This is a genomic window from Pseudomonas sp. ML2-2023-6, assembly GCF_037055265.1.
GTDB classification, from domain to species: Bacteria; Pseudomonadota; Gammaproteobacteria; order Pseudomonadales; family Pseudomonadaceae; genus Aquipseudomonas; species Aquipseudomonas kulmbachensis.
On sequence record NZ_CP146347.1, the window covers coordinates 2,556,952 to 2,573,572 of the forward strand.

The 16,621-nt window shown below is 58.7% G+C and carries 17 protein-coding genes and 1 other RNA gene; 4 read left to right on the forward strand and 14 right to left on the reverse strand.

The window, feature by feature from the left end; translation table 11 throughout:
- Nucleotides 1-147: 147 nt before the first annotated feature.
- From ffs to recR, 4 genes are all read left to right on the forward strand, one after another.
- An RNA gene (gene ffs, locus V6L79_RS11865) (signal recognition particle sRNA small type) lies at nt 148-244 on the forward strand.
- 225 nt (nt 245-469) lie between these two features.
- On the forward strand, nt 470-2,521 hold the full coding sequence (gene dnaX / locus V6L79_RS11870; protein WP_338580271.1) for a DNA polymerase III subunit gamma/tau: 2,052 nt from the start codon (nt 470-472) through the stop codon (nt 2,519-2,521).
- 80 nt (nt 2,522-2,601) lie between these two features.
- Nucleotides 2,602-2,940, forward strand: coding sequence for a YbaB/EbfC family nucleoid-associated protein (locus V6L79_RS11875; RefSeq protein WP_019826710.1), 339 nt, complete (start codon nt 2,602-2,604; stop codon nt 2,938-2,940).
- A 118-nt stretch (nt 2,941-3,058) separates the two neighbouring features.
- Nucleotides 3,059-3,661, forward strand: a complete 603-nt coding sequence (recR, locus tag V6L79_RS11880; protein WP_261741701.1) for a recombination mediator RecR — start codon at nt 3,059-3,061, stop codon at nt 3,659-3,661.
- 94 nt (nt 3,662-3,755) lie between these two features.
- Here the strand turns inward: recR and V6L79_RS11885 are convergent, their stop codons facing one another.
- The 14 genes from V6L79_RS11885 to ccoN form a co-directional block, all read right to left on the reverse strand.
- Nucleotides 3,756-4,301 (reverse strand): adenine phosphoribosyltransferase, encoded by a 546-nt coding sequence (locus V6L79_RS11885; RefSeq protein ID WP_261741702.1) that lies wholly within the window; start codon nt 4,299-4,301, stop codon nt 3,756-3,758.
- 53 nt (nt 4,302-4,354) lie between these two features.
- On the reverse strand, nt 4,355-5,089 hold the full coding sequence (gene fnr, locus V6L79_RS11890; RefSeq protein ID WP_261741703.1) for a fumarate/nitrate reduction transcriptional regulator Fnr: 735 nt from the start codon (nt 5,087-5,089) through the stop codon (nt 4,355-4,357).
- Nucleotides 5,090-5,208: 119 nt separating this feature from the next.
- Nucleotides 5,209-6,591, reverse strand: coding sequence for an oxygen-independent coproporphyrinogen III oxidase (hemN, locus tag V6L79_RS11895; protein WP_261741704.1), 1,383 nt, complete (start codon nt 6,589-6,591; stop codon nt 5,209-5,211).
- Nucleotides 6,592-6,781: 190 nt separating this feature from the next.
- A complete protein-coding gene (locus V6L79_RS11900; RefSeq protein WP_261741705.1) occupies nt 6,782-7,465 on the reverse strand; it encodes a sulfite exporter TauE/SafE family protein in 684 nt (227 codons plus the stop codon).
- Nucleotides 7,458-7,688 carry a cbb3-type cytochrome oxidase assembly protein CcoS gene (gene ccoS / locus V6L79_RS11905; RefSeq protein WP_261741706.1) on the reverse strand — a complete coding sequence of 77 codons (231 nt, stop codon included), beginning with the start codon at nt 7,686-7,688 and terminating at the stop codon, nt 7,458-7,460. Before ccoS ends, V6L79_RS11900 begins: the two co-directional genes overlap by 8 nt.
- Nucleotides 7,689-7,708: 20 nt before the next feature.
- Nucleotides 7,709-10,159 (reverse strand): heavy metal translocating P-type ATPase, encoded by a 2,451-nt coding sequence (locus tag V6L79_RS11910; RefSeq protein WP_261741707.1) that lies wholly within the window; start codon nt 10,157-10,159, stop codon nt 7,709-7,711.
- Between the two features lie 80 nt (nt 10,160-10,239).
- Nucleotides 10,240-10,782, reverse strand: a complete 543-nt coding sequence (locus V6L79_RS11915) for a FixH family protein (protein ID WP_261741708.1) — start codon at nt 10,780-10,782, stop codon at nt 10,240-10,242.
- Nucleotides 10,783-10,793: 11 nt separating this feature from the next.
- Nucleotides 10,794-12,209, reverse strand: coding sequence for a cytochrome c oxidase accessory protein CcoG (ccoG, locus tag V6L79_RS11920; protein ID WP_261741709.1), 1,416 nt, complete (start codon nt 12,207-12,209; stop codon nt 10,794-10,796).
- Nucleotides 12,210-12,424: 215 nt separating this feature from the next.
- Nucleotides 12,425-12,835 (reverse strand): type II toxin-antitoxin system VapC family toxin, encoded by a 411-nt coding sequence (locus V6L79_RS11925; RefSeq protein ID WP_338580272.1) that lies wholly within the window; start codon nt 12,833-12,835, stop codon nt 12,425-12,427.
- Nucleotides 12,835-13,086 (reverse strand): type II toxin-antitoxin system Phd/YefM family antitoxin, encoded by a 252-nt coding sequence (locus V6L79_RS11930; RefSeq protein WP_261741711.1) that lies wholly within the window; start codon nt 13,084-13,086, stop codon nt 12,835-12,837. The genes V6L79_RS11925 and V6L79_RS11930 overlap by 1 nt, the downstream gene beginning before the upstream one ends.
- Before the next feature lie 141 nt (nt 13,087-13,227).
- On the reverse strand, nt 13,228-14,205 hold the full coding sequence (ccoP, locus tag V6L79_RS11935) for a cytochrome-c oxidase, cbb3-type subunit III (RefSeq protein WP_261741712.1): 978 nt from the start codon (nt 14,203-14,205) through the stop codon (nt 13,228-13,230).
- Nucleotides 14,202-14,393, reverse strand: a complete 192-nt coding sequence (locus tag V6L79_RS11940) for a CcoQ/FixQ family Cbb3-type cytochrome c oxidase assembly chaperone (RefSeq protein WP_003447209.1) — start codon at nt 14,391-14,393, stop codon at nt 14,202-14,204. Before V6L79_RS11940 ends, ccoP begins: the two co-directional genes overlap by 4 nt.
- A 5-nt stretch (nt 14,394-14,398) precedes the next feature.
- A complete protein-coding gene (gene ccoO, locus V6L79_RS11945) occupies nt 14,399-15,010 on the reverse strand; it encodes a cytochrome-c oxidase, cbb3-type subunit II (protein ID WP_261741713.1) in 612 nt (203 codons plus the stop codon).
- Entirely contained in the window at nt 15,010-16,452 is a 1,443-nt protein-coding gene (gene ccoN / locus V6L79_RS11950) for a cytochrome-c oxidase, cbb3-type subunit I (RefSeq protein WP_261741714.1), read from the reverse strand. Before ccoN ends, ccoO begins: the two co-directional genes overlap by 1 nt.
- Nucleotides 16,453-16,621 lie beyond the last annotated feature (169 nt).

Sequence of the window (16,621 nt, forward strand, 5' to 3'; positions counted from 1 at the left end):
GGTAGCGGCTAGCGGGCGTTATTGTTCTTCTCAATCCAAGTGCTTGAGCCCATTCATTTTTTTATTCTTGCAACAGCGGTTGTAAGTTTTTCTCAGACAGGTACAATGGCGCCGTTCGCTGCTAGGCGGATGTTGTTATGGTGACCCTATCGGTCCCTCCGCAACGATTACCCGTTAACCTGGTCAGATCCGGAAGGAAGCAGCCACAGCGGGAACATTGTGTGCCGGGGTGTGGCTGGTGGGGTTGCCTCCATTTTTAAAACCCGCAGTTCTGTCGGGTTTAGTCAAAATCAAAAATCCAGTGTTCAAATCGTTTTTCGACGTTCAACTGAACTGTCGGCGTATCGCCGTGCCTGGATAAAACCTGGATTGCAGCGGTGCCGAGCAGTTTAAAGTGCGCATCGGATGCAATTTTGGCCTTGCTCCGCTAGCATTAGCCCCTTCCGCTTTTCAGACGCGACGGTTATCAATGAGTTATCAGGTTCTTGCACGTAAATGGCGTCCGCGCTCGTTCCGCGAAATGGTCGGCCAGACCCATGTGCTCAAGGCTCTGATCAATGCCCTGGACAGTCAGCGCCTGCACCACGCCTACCTGTTTACCGGTACTCGTGGCGTCGGCAAGACCACCATCGCGCGGATCATCGCCAAATGCCTGAACTGTGAAACAGGTATCACCTCGACCCCGTGCGGCGAGTGTTCGGTGTGTCGCGAAATCGATGAAGGGCGTTTTGTCGACCTGATCGAGATCGACGCCGCCAGCCGTACCAAGGTCGAGGACACCCGTGAACTGCTCGACAACGTGCAGTACGCCCCGAGCCGTGGGCGCTTCAAGGTCTACCTGATCGACGAAGTGCACATGCTCTCCAGCCATTCGTTCAATGCGCTGCTCAAGACCCTCGAAGAGCCGCCGCCCTACGTCAAATTCATCCTGGCAACCACTGATCCGCAGAAATTGCCGGCCACGATCTTGTCGCGCTGCCTGCAGTTTTCGCTGAAAAACATGACGCCTGAGCGTGTGGTCGAGCATTTGAGCCATGTGCTCAGTGTCGAGAACGTGCCGTTTGAAGACGACGCACTGTGGCTGTTGGGCCGTGCGGCCGATGGTTCGATGCGTGATGCCATGAGCCTCACCGATCAGGCGATCGCTTTCGGCGAAGGCAAGGTGCTGGCTGGCGACGTGCGGGCGATGCTCGGCACCCTCGACCATGGCCAGGTGTTTGACCTGTTGCACGCCTTGATCGAAGGCGATGCCCGTGCGCTGCTTGAAGCGGTGCGCCATCTGGCCGAGCAAGGTCCGGACTGGAGCGGCGTGCTGTCCGAGATCCTCAATGTGTTTCACCGGGTTGCCATTGCCCAGGCGTTGCCGGATGGCGTCGACAACGGTCACGGTGACCGCGACCGCGTGTTGGCCCTGGCCAAGGCGTTGCCCGCCGAAGACGTACAGTTTTATTACCAGATGGGCCTGATTGGCCGGCGCGACTTGCCGCTGGCGCCAGACCCGCGTGGTGGCTTTGAAATGGTCATGTTGCGAATGCTGGCCTTCCGCCCGGCAGATACCGTTAACGCGCCGAGTCAGCCGCTAAAGCCAGTGGGGATCAGCCAGGCCACAGTTGATTCCGCCCCAACCGTGGCTGACGCTGCTCCTGTAGCGCCAGTAGTAGTTGCACCTGTTGCCGTACCGGTTCCGGTTGTTGAAGAACCGGTAGTCGAGGCCGTTCCTGCGCCTGTAGAGGCCCCCAAGGCGCCTGCAGTGCCAGAAAAGGACTTGCCCTGGAATGCGCCGTCTGTCCCGGTAATCGAGGACGAGGCTGTACCTGAGCCGGTGCTGGATACCGTTGGCGAGCCGCCCGAGCTGCCGCCGATGCCTTTGCCGACGCCAGACAGCGTTGTGCCGGATGCACCGCAGTGGGCAGCGGCGCCAATCCCCGAGCCTACCGTTGAACAGGTGGATGCGGCTTTGTCGGGCATGGATCGCGATGACGAGCCGCCGCTGGATGAAGACTACATCGAACCGGACATGGACTCGGCGGCCTACAGCTACCTCGACGAGCTGGCCAGTGAGCATGCGGCCGAGCCTGCTCCGGAACCCGAGCCGTTGCCTGCTGCAATGCCGGCGACCGGGTTGGCCCTTGAATGGCTGAACATGTTCCCCAAATTACCGGTATCGGGCATGACCGCCAGTATTGGTGCCAACTGCACCTTGATTGCGGTTGACGGTGATGACTGGCTGTTGCACCTGGACCCGGCGCACAGCGCACTGTTTAACCTGACCCAGCAGCGCCGACTCAACGATGCACTGAACCAGTACACTCAGCGCACACTCAAAGTAACCATTGAGCTGGTCAAGCCGGAACAGGAAACCCCGGCCCAGGCTGCTTCGCGCTTTCGTGCAGAGCGCCAGCGGCTGGCCGAGGAGTCGATCCATGCTGATCCGCTGATCCAGCACATGATCGAGCAGTTCGGCGCGGCAGTCCGCGAAGATTCGATTCAACCTGTAGACGTTGTTGAAGCTCAGGCTTAGCAGCGCCAGGATAGAAACTTACAGCCCGGGGCCGTTTTGATCCCGGGAGCATTGTCCAAATAACGTTTGAGGTGATTCCCATGATGAAAGGTGGCATGGCCGGCCTGATGAAGCAGGCGCAGCAGATGCAGGAAAAAATGGCCAAGATGCAGGAAGAACTGGCCAATGCAGAAGTCACCGGCAAGGCGGGTGGCGATATGGTCACCGTGGTCATGACTGGCCGTCACGACATCAAGCGTGTGAGCATTGATCCGGCTCTGCTTGAAGGCGTCAGTGAAGATGACCGCGAAGTGCTGGAAGATCTGTTTGCCGCTGCTGTCAACGACGCCGTTCGCAAGATCGAAGCCAACAGCCAGGACAAAATGTCGGGCGTGACTGCCGGCATGCAACTGCCGCCGGGCATGAAGCTGCCGTTCTAAGGCGCTCAAAAATGCCAGGCCTTGAGCCTGGCATTTTTTTGCCTGTTTTACGGGCATTTGACGCCATCCCACACCGCGGGTATAAACCGCGTCTCGTTGTTTTGTCGGACCTTTCCCTATGAGCTTCAGCCCCCTGATTCGCCAACTGATCGATGCCTTGCGTACCTTGCCGGGTGTGGGTCAAAAGACCGCGCAGCGCATGGCTCTGCAACTGCTTGAACGTGATCGCAGTGGCGGTTCGCGCTTGGCTTTGGCCTTGACTCAGGCGATGGAGGGCGTGGGACATTGCCGTCTGTGCAGAACCCTGACGGAAGACGACTTGTGCCCGCAGTGTGCTGACGTGCGCCGTGATGACACCTTGCTCTGTGTGGTCGAGGGGCCGATGGATGTGTATGCCGTCGAGCAGACGGGCTATCGCGGGCGTTATTTCGTGCTCAAGGGGCACTTGTCGCCGCTTGATGGTCTGGGGCCGGAGGCGATTGGCATTCCGCAATTGATGACGCGTATTGCCGAACAGGGCACTTTTACAGAGGTGATTCTGGCGACCAATCCTACGGTTGAGGGTGAGGCCACTGCGCATTACATTGCTCAACTGCTCAGCAATAAAGGCCTGATCGCTTCACGGATCGCTCATGGTGTGCCGCTGGGGGGTGAGCTGGAGCTGGTCGATGGTGGCACTCTGGCTCATTCGTTCTCTGGGCGTCGGCCGATTATTTTGTAAGCCCAGTCTGTAGTCGCTGCCGCAGGTCTTTCAAAGTGGCGGGCCTGCTGCGCAGTCCATCGCAGCCTGCGGCAGCGGCTACACAATGAGATGATTACTCTGTCAGCGAAAACTCGGTCAGGCAGAAGGTAGGCACCCCCAAGTCTTGCAAGCGCTTTGAGCCACCCAGCTCGGGCAGGTCAATGATCGCAGCCGCTTCAAATACCTGGGCGCCCATGCGTCGTACCAGGTTGGCCGCGGCGATCAGCGTGCCGCCGGTGGCGATCAAGTCATCGACGATCAGCAATGAATCGCCTTCACACAGGCTGTCGGCGTGAACTTCCAGAAACGCTTCGCCATATTCCGTCTGATAGCCTTCGGCCAAAACGTCAGCGGGCAATTTGCCTTGTTTGCGAAACAGGATCAGTGGTTTGTTTAGCTGATGTGCCAGTACCGAGCCAATCAAAAAGCCCCGGGCATCCATGGCACCGATGTGGCTGAAGTCGGCCTCGACATAGCGCTCGATAAAGCTGTCGGCGATCACGCGCATGGCGCGGGGCGATTGATACAGGGGGGTGATATCGCGAAAGATGACTCCCGGCTTGGGGAAGTCAATGACCGGGCGGATCAGGGATTTGAGGCAAAAATTGTCGGAGACCATATCGGGCTGTCCTGGCGTGCGTTAAGCGCGCCAGTATAACCCGGTAAGCCGTCTTAGACTTCCAGCGAACCACCGGCCAGGGCGCACAACTTGATGGGGTCAAGGATATGCACTTCCTTGCCTTCAGCTGTGATCAACTGGTTTTCCTGCAGGCGGGTAAAGACTCTGGACACCGTCTCAACGGCCAGGCCCAGATAATTACCGATCTCGTTGCGCGACATGCTCAGGCGGTATTGATTGGCCGAAAAACCGCGAGCGCGAAAGCGTGCAGACAGGTTGACCAGAAAAGTTGCAATACGCTCGTCAGCCGTTTTTTTCGACAGCAGCAGCATCATTTGTTGGTCGTCACGAATTTCACGGCTCATCACGCGCATCAGCTGGCGGCGAAGCTGTGGCAGTTGCACAGAGAGTTCGTCGAGACGCTCGAAAGGAATTTCGCACACAGGTGTAGTTTCCAGCGCTTGGGCTGACACCGGGTAAGTCTCTGTGTCCATCCCGGAGAGGCCGACCAGTTCGCTCGGCAGATGGAAACCGGTAATTTGCTCTTCACCGTTGTCGCTTAGGCTGAACGTTTTCAGCGCGCCAGAGCGTACGGCGTAAACCGAGCCAAAGGTGTCGCCCTGACGGAACAGGAACTCGCCTTTTTTCAGTGGGCGACCGCGCTTGACGATTTCTTCCAGCGCATCCATGTCTTCCAGGTTCAACGAAAGTGGCAAACAGAGAGGCGCCAGACTGCAATCCTTGCACTGCGCCTGATTGTGAGCGCGCACTTTTACTGGCTCGGACATTTCTTAAATCCTTGTGAGAAAACACACATAAGATGCAAGGGTAACCCAGCGCGGAGGGCTAGGCCAGCCGCACCACGCCAGTGCACGCATCTCATGCTCTAGAGGCCGTGTCTGAGGCCTTAAATTACCCGCGAATAACGCTGGCGGGTTTGTTGCTCCAGATAGGCATCGAACACCATGCACACAGAGCGCACCAGTAACCGTCCGGCAGGCAGTACGGTCAACTGCTGGTCGTCCAGGGCAATCAGGCCGTCGGCGGCCATGGTCTTGAGCATTGGCCACTGCGGGGCAAAATACCCGCAGAAGTCGATATTGAACGCCTGCTCTATGCATGCAAACGGCACATGTAAATTGCAAATGATCTGCTGGATAACCTCGCGGCGGATACGATCGTCCTGATTGCACAACAGGCCGCGGCCGGTGGCGAGCTGGCCGCTGGCCAGGGTGCGCTGGTAGCTCGCCAGGTCGCTGTCGTTCTGGCAGTACAGGTCGCCAATCTGGCTGATGGCCGAGACGCCAAGACCGATCAGGTCGCAATGGCCGTGGGTGGTGTAGCCCTGAAAATTGCGTTGCAGGGTGGATTCTTCCTGGGCGATCGCCAGTTCGTCGTCCGGCAGTGCGAAGTGGTCCATGCCGATATAGCGATAGCCCGCGCCGGTCAGTTGTTCGATGGTGCGCTCCAGCATCTGCAATTTGGCGGCAGGCGAGGGGAGTTCGTTGGTGTTGATCCGGCGTTGAGGCATAAAGCGTTCAGGCAAGTGGGCGTAGTTGAACACTGACAACCGGTCCGGCTGCAAGCTGATCACTTCGTCAATGGTGCGCGCAAAGGCCTCCGGGGTTTGCTTGGGCAAGCCGTAGATCAGGTCGATATTGATCGAGCGAAATTGCAGGGTGCGTGCCGCGTCGATCACCGCCCGAGTTTCCTCCAGGCTTTGCATCCGATTGACCGCCCGCTGTACGTCTGGGTCGAGGTCCTGCAGGCCTATGCTGACACGGTTGAAACCCAGTTCACGTAATAGGCCCATAGTCGACCAGTCGGCTTCCCGCGGGTCGATTTCGATCCCGTAATCGCCTGAGTCGTCGTCCAACAGGTTGAAGTGCTGGCGCAGCTTGGCCATCAATTGGCGCAGTTCATCGTGACTGAGAAAAGTCGGTGTGCCGCCCCCGAAGTGCAGTTGCTCGACCTTTTGCTTCGGATCGAGGTGGCAGGCAATCATCTGGATTTCCTGCTCGAGCTTTTGCAAATAAGGCTGTGCTCGGCCACGGTCTTTGGTGATGACTTTGTTGCAGGCGCAGTAGTAGCAAATATTTGCGCAGAACGGCACGTGGACGTATAGCGACAACGGACGCTGCGCCTTGCGGCTTTCGCGCAGGGCGTGCAACAGGTCGAACGGGCTGACCTGACTGTTGAACTGCATCGCTGTGGGATACGAGGTGTAGCGTGGTCCGGCCAAGTCGTAGCGGCGGATCAAGTCTGGGTCCCAACGAATGGCGTCGAGCATGCGGGCATTCCCCTGGGATGGCTGGCAATGCGCAGGAGTCTAGGGGGTGGGGCGTTGTGGCATCTTGATTTGCATCAACGGCTATGATTGGCAGCATTTTTGGTAGATACACTGTTCCCGCTCAAGCGGGGTCCGCAAATCCTCGTAGCAGCAGCCTCGTTCCTTCGGCAGCTGCTACGAAGTATTAAGTCTAATGCCCCATCAGCCAATGCTGATGCGGGCCGGGCAGGGTCCAGATGCCGAACAGGATCACCAGCAGTCCTCCGGCCATGCGCACGCTACGTTTGCGCAGCAGTGCAGTGACACGTTCGGCAGCGAGGCCGGTAGCCAGCAATACGGGCCAGGTGCCAAGACCAAACGCCAGCATCAGCAATGCGCTGTCGATGGCGCTGCCCTGGCTGGCGGACCAGATCAGCGTGCTGTACACCAACCCGCATGGCAGCCAGCCCCAGAGCGCGCCCAGCAGCAAGGCGCGGGGCAGGCTCGACACCGGCAGCAGGCGGTTGGCTACGGGCTGGATATGCCGCCACAGGCCGCGGCCCAGGCTTTCAATACGGGTCAGGCCGCTCCACCAGCCCGCCAGGTACAGGCCCATGCAAATCAGCAATAACCCGGCCAGAATGCGCATGTACATGGCGCCGGGGCTGTTGGCCACGGCCCAGCCTGCCAGCCCCAGCAGTAATCCCGCCGTGGCATAGCTGAGTATTCTGCCGAGGTTGTAAGCCAGCAGCAGCCTGAAGCGTCGGCTGCGTTGCTCTTTTGGGATGGCCAGAGTCAGCGCGCCCATCAGGCCACCACACATGCCCAGGCAATGCCCGCCTCCGAGCAGGCCTAAAATCACGGCGGAAACCAGCAGTGGCGCTAGCTCAAGCATGGGGAGGGTTTTTGGTGTCGGTGTCGGTAATCGACTCCGGGTGTTGGCTCTTGGCTTCTTCGACGGCAGCGGTGTGCTGTGGGTCTTGATCGTCGAACAGGATGCTGTGGGCAGGGCTGTCCAGGTCGTCGTACTGGCCACTGTCGACCGCCCAAAAGAAAATGAAAATGCAGATGGCGACAATCAGCAGGGCCGCAGGAATCATGACGTATAGCGCTGGCATATGGGCTCCAGGCGACCGGTTCAGACCGGCAGCGGGCGGGTGTGTGGCATGACTGGAGTATGCGCCTGATGGGGCATGCGAGTCAGGCGCAAGGCATTGAGCACCACAGTCAATGAGCTGATCGACATGCCGATGGCGGCCCAGATCGGCGTGATCCAGCCCAGCGCGGCAAATGGCAGCATAAGGCCATTGTACAGACCGGCCCACAGCAGATTTTCGATGATCACTCGCCGGGTTCGGCGTGCCAGGCCAAAGGCTTGTACCAGGGCATCCAGGCGATTGGACAGCAGCACGGCATCGGCACTGGTTTTCGCCAGGTCAGTGGCCGAGCCCATTGCCACGCTGATATCGGCGGCGGCGAGTACCGGGACATCGTTGACCCCGTCACCCAGCATCAGCACCTTGCGCCCCTGTGCGTGCAATTGTTGCAATACCCGCAGTTTGTCATCCGGGCGCAAGCCACCCTGAGCTTCATCAATTCCCAGTTCGGCGGCCACGCTGGCAACCATTGGCGAGCTGTCGCCCGAGAGCAGCAGAGTGCGCCAGCCGCGAGCCCTGCAGGCGGCGAGCAACGCGGGAGCATCGTCGCGAAGGCGGTCATCCAGAACAAACCAGGCCAGTACGCCCGTGGTGTCGCCCAATAGCAGCCATTGGCCGGGTTCGTCCGGCATGTGGGGGATTTGACACTGGCTCAGCTCGCAGACAAATCCCGGCTGACCAATGCGCACACGTTGCGTGCCGACCAGGCCTTCAAGGCCCAGCCCCGGAGTACTGTGGACTTCCTCTGCGGCTTGTGGGGCGCGACCAAAGGCGCGGGCGATCGGGTGCTCGGAGCGGTTTTCGAGCGCCGCGGCGAGGGCCAGGCACTGATCGCTGTCCAGGTCGCGCAACGGGCGAATGGCGCGCAGGGCCAGACGACCTTCGGTCAAGGTGCCGGTCTTGTCGAAGATCACCGTGTCGATCTGGTTCAGGCCCTCGATCACGTGGCCGCGAGTCAGAAGCAAGCCCAGCTTGTGCAGGGTGCCGGTGGCGGCGGTGAGTGCGGTAGGCGTCGCCAGAGACAGTGCGCAAGGGCAGGTGGCCACCAACATCGCCAGGACAATCCAGAACGCCCGTGATGGGTCAAGTTGCCACCACAACAAGCCGATCCCGGCGGCCGCGATCAGCGAGAACAGCAAGAACCATTGCGCGGCCTTGTCGGCAATTTCCGCCAAGCGTGGCTTTTCAGTTTGCGCGCGGTCGAGCAAGCGTACGATGGCGGACAGGCGGGTATCCTGGCCCAGCGCCATGACTTCAATGGTCAGCGCGCCTTCGACATTCAGGGTGCCTGCCGTTACTGCGTCGCCGATGCGGCGTGGTTGTGGCAGATACTCGCCGGTCAAAAGGGACTCATCGATGCTTGACTGGCCATCAAGTATCTTGCCGTCCGCCGGAAGGATTGCACCGGGGTGGACCAACACGTGGTCGCCGACTTTAAGCTCGGTCAGCAGGATACGTTCGCTTTGGCCGTCGGCACTCAGGCGCAGGCAGGAGGCAGGCAGCAGATTGACCAACTGCGCGGTAGCGGCAGCCGTGCGCTCGCGGGCGCGGCGTTCGAGGTAGCGCCCGGCCAGCAAAAACAGGGCAAACATGCCGACAGCATCGAAGTACAGCTCGCCGATCCCGGTGATAGCAGTCCAGATCCCGGCAATATAAGCGCCGCCGATGGCCAGAGACACCGACACGTCCATGGTCAGGTGGCGGGTGCGCAGGTCGCGCATGGCGCCCTTGAAAAAGGGTGCGCAACTGTAGAACACGATTGGGGTGGTCAGGAACAGCGCGACCCAGCGCAGGATGGTGTGCATCTCGGGGCTGAGGTCGATATTGAATTCGGGCCAGGTGGCCATGGTTGCCATCATTGCCTGAAACCACAACAGCCCGGCAACTCCAAGCTGGCGCAAGGCCAGACGGTTTTCGCTGGCCAGTTGTTCGGTGGCGCGATCGGCCTGGTAGGGGTGCGCGGCATAACCGATGTGGCGCAGCTCACTGAGGATTTCGCTTAACGGCAACTGGCTGTCGTCCCAACGCACGTGCAAGCGATGGTTGGACAGGTTGAGCCGTGCTTCGCTCACGGCAGGCAGGCGGCGCAGGTCTTTCTCAATCAGCCAGCCACAGGCCGCGCAACTGATGCCTTCGATCAACAGGGTGGTTTCGGCTTGTTCGCCTTCGTGTCGGACAAAGGGTTTTTGTACGTCGGGGCGGTCATACAGCGCCAACTCCTCAACCAGTTGCACGGGCAGTGCTTCAGGGTTGGCACAAGGTTCACTGCGATGCTGGTAATAGCTTTCGAGGCCGCCGGCCACGATGGCTTCGGCCACCGCCTGGCAGCCCGGGCAGCAGAACTCGCGAACCTCGCCCAGAACAACGGCGGTGAACCGGCTGCCAGGCGGGACGGGCAGGGCGCAGTGATAGCAGGGTACGGGAGAGGTCATGGAGATCTATCGCGATGGAAGTACGCCATCGCGAGCAAGCCCGCTCCCACGAATGAGGAGCGGGCTTGCTCGCGACAAGGTTACTTCTTGTTGTGGTCTTCAGCGCCTTGAATCGGCTCGTCGCCCAGTAGCAGGTCCTTGTCGTGGCCGACCAGTTCCTCTTCGAAAAGGCGCCAGGTCTTGCCGTCTTCAACGCCCAGCAATTCGACAAAGCGGCGGCCTTCGATCTTGTCATCCAGTTGGCCGATGTAGCGCCCTGGTTCCGATGCGCTTTGGCTCAGGCTGACTTTACGGTCTTTTTCAGGTTGGGTCGGGGAGATCAGGTTGAGCTCCAAAGCTTGCGGCTTGCTGTTGCCCTCGAGCAGCAGCACAACTTCGCCGGTCATCTCGTCCAGACGCAGCTTGGCTTTCAATTGCAGAGTCTGGCCCAGCAGCTCACGGTCCAGCGCGCGGTTGATACCTTTGCCAGCCTCGTAGTAGTTGTCGTTAACCAGGTTGTCCGGGTTCTTTACGGCAATGGTGACCATGGACAGGGTCAAGGTCACCGAGCAGGCCAGGATAGCAATGATGATCCATGGCCAAAGATGCTTGTACCAAGGGCTGGAGGCGTTTGCTGCGGGCATGGCTGGCTCTCTTATCTGATTTGTGGGCCGATGAATCGGCTCTTGGCTTTAACATTAATGTCGTTGTTGTCGGCATCCTTGAGGATAAAGAACACCTCGTTGGTGCTCGACGGCAGCTTCTCGGGGGCAATCGACAGCTCGACCGGCAGGCTGACGATATCGCCTGCTGCAACCTTGATTTCGCGTTTGCCCTGCAGCTTGAGGTCCGGCAGGCCAGTGGCGTCCAGCACGTAGGTGTGGTCTTGCTGGTCCTTGTTCATGATCTTCAGGCTGTAGACGTTTTCAATCCGGCCCTCAGCGTTTTCGCGGTAGAGCACGCGGTCTTTGCTGACGTCGAAACCGACCAGGGGGCGGGTAAAGAATGCGGCTGCCAGCAGTCCCATCATGGTCAGCAACACCAGCGCATAGCCAATCAGGCGCGGGCGCAGTTTGTGGGTGACCTGGCCCGAGAGGTTGTGCTCGGTGGTGTAGCTGATCAGGCCGCGAGGGTAGTTCATCTTGTCCATGATGCTGTCGCAGGCATCGATACATGCGGCGCAGCCAATGCACTCGATCTGCAGGCCGTCGCGGATATCAATGCCGGTCGGGCACACTTGTACGCACATGGTGCAGTCAATGCAGTCGCCCAGGCCTTGAGCCTTGTAGTCTGCATCTTTTTTACGCGGGCCACGGACTTCGCCGCGGCGCGGGTCGTACGACACGATCAGGGTGTCTTTATCAAACATCACGCTCTGGAAGCGCGCATACGGACACATGTAAATGCATACCTGTTCGCGCAGCCAGCCAGCGTTACCGTAAGTGGCGAGGGTGAAGAAGCCGACCCAGAAATAGGCCCAGCCATCAGCCTGGCCGGTAAAGAAGTCGATGACCAGTTCTCGAATCGGTGAAAAGTAGCCGACAAAGGTCATGCCGGTGACAAAGCCGATCAATAGCCACAAGGAGTGCTTACTGAGTTTGCGCAGGAACTTGTTGGCGCTCATTGGCGCCTTGTCGAGCTTGATGCGCTGGTTGCGATCACCTTCGGTGACTTTTTCGCACCACATGAACACCCAGGTCCAGACGCTTTGCGGGCAGGTGTAGCCGCACCACACGCGCCCGGCATACACCGTAATAAAGAACAGGCCAAAAGCGGCGACGATCAGCAGCCCGGACAGCAGGATGAAGTCCTGTGGCCAGAAGGTGGCGCCAAAAATAAAGAATTTACGCTCGGGAAGATTCCACCAGACGGCCTGGTGCCCGCCCCAGTTGAGCCACACCGTACCGAAATACAGCAGGAACAACACAGCGCCGCCTGCGATACGCAGGTTGCGGAAAAGTCCGGTAAAGGCACGGGTGTAGATTTTTTCCCGGGCTGCGTACAAATCGGTACTTTCAGTGGGTTTTTTGGCAGGTGGCGTAACGTTGTGTACAGGAATCTGATTGCTCATTAGTGCGTCCCACGGCAGTGGAAAATGCCTCGGTCAGTACATGCCGACCGCGGTCAGAAGGTGTAGCAGTGGCGTAATGATACGCCTGTGACTCTAGCTCAAGGGTGCGACCTTTGGTCGCGTTCCGGAAAAGAAGAAGTTGGTATAAGAGTTGTAACAACTCATGACATGGATCAATTGACTTAAGCGCTCAGGTCAGTTGTGTTCTGCCTGAGTCAAAGCTCCCAGGGATTGAGCACAGGGGCGCCGCTAAAGGCAAAGTCCCGGGTATTGCGGGTAACCACGGTCATGTCATGCACCAGTGCGGTGGCTGCGATCAGCGCGTCGCATTCATTGCTGCGGTCAGGCACATGCAGGCGTGCACAGCGCCTGGCAACAGCGCCGTCAATTGACAGGACGCGCCCGGCAAAGGCGGGTATCACATGGGCTTCGAGCCAGTTGCGCAGTGGTGAGTCTTGCTCGGGGTCGCGGCGCTCAAGGCGCAGGATCCCGGTTTCGATTTCAAGCAGGGTAATGGCCGAGATATACAGCCTGTAGGCGGGGACGCTGCGGGCCCAGGCTACCACTGCAGGGTCGGCCTGGGCTTTGCGCAGTTCTGAAACCACGTTGGTATCGAGCAGGAACATTAGAAATCCACTGGGCGCGGTGTGATGACTGCGCGTTCGGGTTCGAATTCAACCGGCGTTGTTTCGGGCATGACGAGCAGGTCGACAATGCTGGTGTTCAGGCCGGTCAGCCGTTGGTACTCCTCCATGCATAGCAGTACATGGGCTGGGCGGCCACGGTCAGTGATGTAAACAGGCCCTTGTTGCGATGCTTTTTTGGCACCGCTTGTGTCCTGGTTGAATTCACGGCTGGAAATAGTGGTGATGGTCATAGGGATGATCCTCCCGATATTTAATGTAGAAACGTTACTACTTTTGGCGGACTCCCGGCAATTTAAAACACCGACTGAAACAAAATGGCCCCGCCAACTTTCGTTGGCGGGGCCATTTTTTGTAGCTTTCAGACGACTGCGTTACTCGTCTGCCTTGGCGTCATCGCCATGGGACAGGCTGTAAACGTAGGCGGCCAGCAAGTGAACCTTGTCGTTCCCTTGCAGGTCGGCCTGTGCAGGCATCTGGCCCTGACGGCCGTAGCGGATGGTCTGCTGCAGTTGAGCGAAGCTCGATCCGTAGATGAACGCTCCCGGGTGAGTCAGGTTCGGTGCGCCCATCAGCGGGTTACCCTTACCTTCAGGCCCGTGGCAAACCGCACAGTTGGTAGCGAAAAGCTCCTTGCCCTTGGCAGGGTCGGCCTTTGCGCCTTCCGGCAATTTACGGCCATCGAGACTGGTCAGTACGTAGGCAGCTACGTCGCTGACACCTTGCTCGCCGATCACTTCAGACCAGCCCGGCATGACGGCGTGACGGCCGGCCATGATGGTGGTCTTGATGTCTGCTGGCGTACCACCCCAGCGCCAGTCGGCGTCGGTCAGGTTCGGGAAGCCGTAAGCGCCCTTGGCGTCGGAACCGTGGCACACCGAACAGTTGGACGCGAACAGACGGCCACCCATTTTCAGTGCTTGCGGGTCCTTGGCTACTTCTTCAATCGGCATGGCTGCGAATTTGGCGAAGATCGGACCAAACTTGGCGTCCGATTTGGCCATTTCCTTTTCCCACTCGTGAACCCCGGTCCAGCCTGTCTGGCCATTGGCAAACGGGGTTTGCTCTTTGGTGTCCAGGTACTGGTAGCCCGGCAGCAGGCCTTTCCAGTTACCCAGGCCCGGGTACAGAACCAGGTAGCCGAGGGCGAAAATGACGGTGCCCACAAACAGCATGAACCACCATTTCGGCATTGGGTTGTCGTACTCTTCGATCCCGTCGAAAGCGTGACCGACTGTTTGGTCGGTCTGCTCGCTGCGCTGGCCCTTGCGGGTGGCCAGCAACAGCCAGGTCAAGGCGAAGATGGTACCCAGAGTGAGGACTGTAACGTACAGACTCCAGAACGTAGTCATTCTTTGTTACTCCTAGAAGCTTGCTCTTGCTCGACGTGCTTGATGGCTTCGGGATCATCCTTGAATGGCAACAAGGTAGCGTCGTCAAATTCTGACTTGCGTCGCGGGCTGAATACCCACAATGCCAAACCGATAAAAGCCACCATCACGACGACAGTGCCCAGGCCGCGAATCATCCCGATATCCATCCAGATCACCGTTTGCTTTTGATGATGGTGCCCAAGCCCTGGAGGTAAGCCACCAGTGCGTCCATTTCAGTTTTGCCCTTCACAGCATCCTTGGCACCGGCGATGTCTTCGTCGGTATAAGGGACGCCGAGCACGCGCAAGACTTCCATTTTTTTCGCGGTGTCCTTGCCGTCCAGCTTGCGCTCTACGAGGAACGGGTACGCTGGCATGATCGACTCGGGAACCACGTTGCGCGGGTTGTATAGGTGCGCACGGTGCCAGTCATCGGAGTAACGGCCGCCAACACGGGCCAGATCCGGGCCGGTACGCTTGGAACCCCACAGGAACGGGTGGTCCCACACGCTTTCACCGGCGACCGAGTAGTGGCCATAGCGTTCGGTTTCGGCGCGGAACGGACGGATCATCTGCGAGTGGCATTGCACACAGCCATTGGCGATGTAGATGTCACGGCCTTCCAGTTCCAGCGCGTTACGCGGCTTCATGCCTTCGACCGGGGTGTTGGTCACGTCCTGGAAGAACAGCGGAACGATTTGAGTCAGGCCGCCAATACTGACGGCGATCACCATGAAGAAGGCCATGAGGCCAATATTCTTCTCGATTGTTTCGTGCTTGATCATCAGTGGGCTCCAACTACAGCGATCTTGGTCGCCGCTTCAGCTTCTACCGGGTTCGAGGCACGCACGGTGCGGAACACGTTGTAGGCCATGAACAGCATGCCGCTGGCGAAAATTGCACCGCCAAGGGCGCGAACGATAAAGCCCGGGTGGCTGGCTTGCAGAGCTTCCACGAACGAGTAGGTCAGAGTGCCGTCGTCGTTGATTGCACGCCACATCAGGCCCTGGGTGATGCCGTTGACCCACATCGAAGCGATATAAAGCACAGTACCAATAGTCGCCAGCCAGAAGTGCACGTTGATCAGGCTGGTGCTGTACATCTGCTTTTGGCCATAGACTTTCGGGATCATGTGGTACATGGCGCCGATCGAAATCATCGCAACCCAACCCAGTGCACCGGCGTGTACGTGGCCGATGGTCCAGTCGGTGTAGTGCGACAGCGAGTTGACGGTCTTGATTGCCATCATCGGGCCTTCGAAGGTCGACATGCCGTAGAAGGCCAGAGACACAACGAGGAAGCGCAGGATCGGGTCGGTGCGCAATTTATGCCAGGCGCCCGACAGGGTCATCATGCCGTTGATCATGCCGCCCCAGCTTGGAGCCAGCAGGATGATCGACATTGCCATGCCCAGCGACTGAGCCCAGTCCGGCAGAGCGGTGTAGTGCAAGTGGTGCGGACCGGCCCAGATATACAGGGTGATCAGCGCCCAGAAGTGCACGATAGACAGGCGATACGAGTAGATCGGACGCTCGGCCTGCTTGGGCACGAAGTAGTACATCATGCCCAGGAAGCCAGTAGTCAGGAAGAAACCTACCGCGTTGTGGCCGTACCACCACTGAATCATGGCATCTGTCGCACCGGCGTAAGCCGAGTAGGACTTGAAGAAGCTCACCGGCAGGGACGCGTGGTTGACGATGTGCAGCATTGCCGTCACGACAATGAACGCACCGTAGAACCAGTTACCTACATAGATGTGCTTGGTTTTACGCTTGGTAATGGTCCCGAAGAACACAATGCCGTAGGTCACCCAGACAATGGCCAGCAGAATAGCCAAAGGCCATTCCAGCTCTGCGTATTCTTTGGTCGTGGTGTAGCCCAGCGGCAACGTGATGATCGCGCCGACGATGACGGCCTGCCAACCCCAAAAGGTAAACGAGGCCAACGTGTCGGAGATCAGTCGCGTTTGGCAGGTGCGCTGTACGACGTAATAAGAGGTGCCAAACAATGCACAGCCACCAAAGGCAAAGATCACAAGGTTGGTATGCAAGGGGCGCAGACGGCCGAAGGTCGTCCATTCAAGGCCAAGGTTCAATTCAGGCCACACAAGCTGTGACGCGATGAAAACCCCGAGCCCCATGCCAAGGATCCCCCAGACCACCGTCATGATGGCGAACTGGCGGACTACCTTATAGTTATAAGCAGTCGGACTGATTGCTGTGCTCATTCTAAGGTTCCACGGTTTAGGTGTTTTATTAGGATAAAAATCGGTCGCAAGTATGTATAAAGCGTAGGGCTATTGCAACGAAGCATGACCCCGGTCAATGCTTTCCAAGGCTTATTCTGCGGCCTTTCCATGCGGGAAGTAAGGTCAAAGTGACCTCGACAAAAATGCC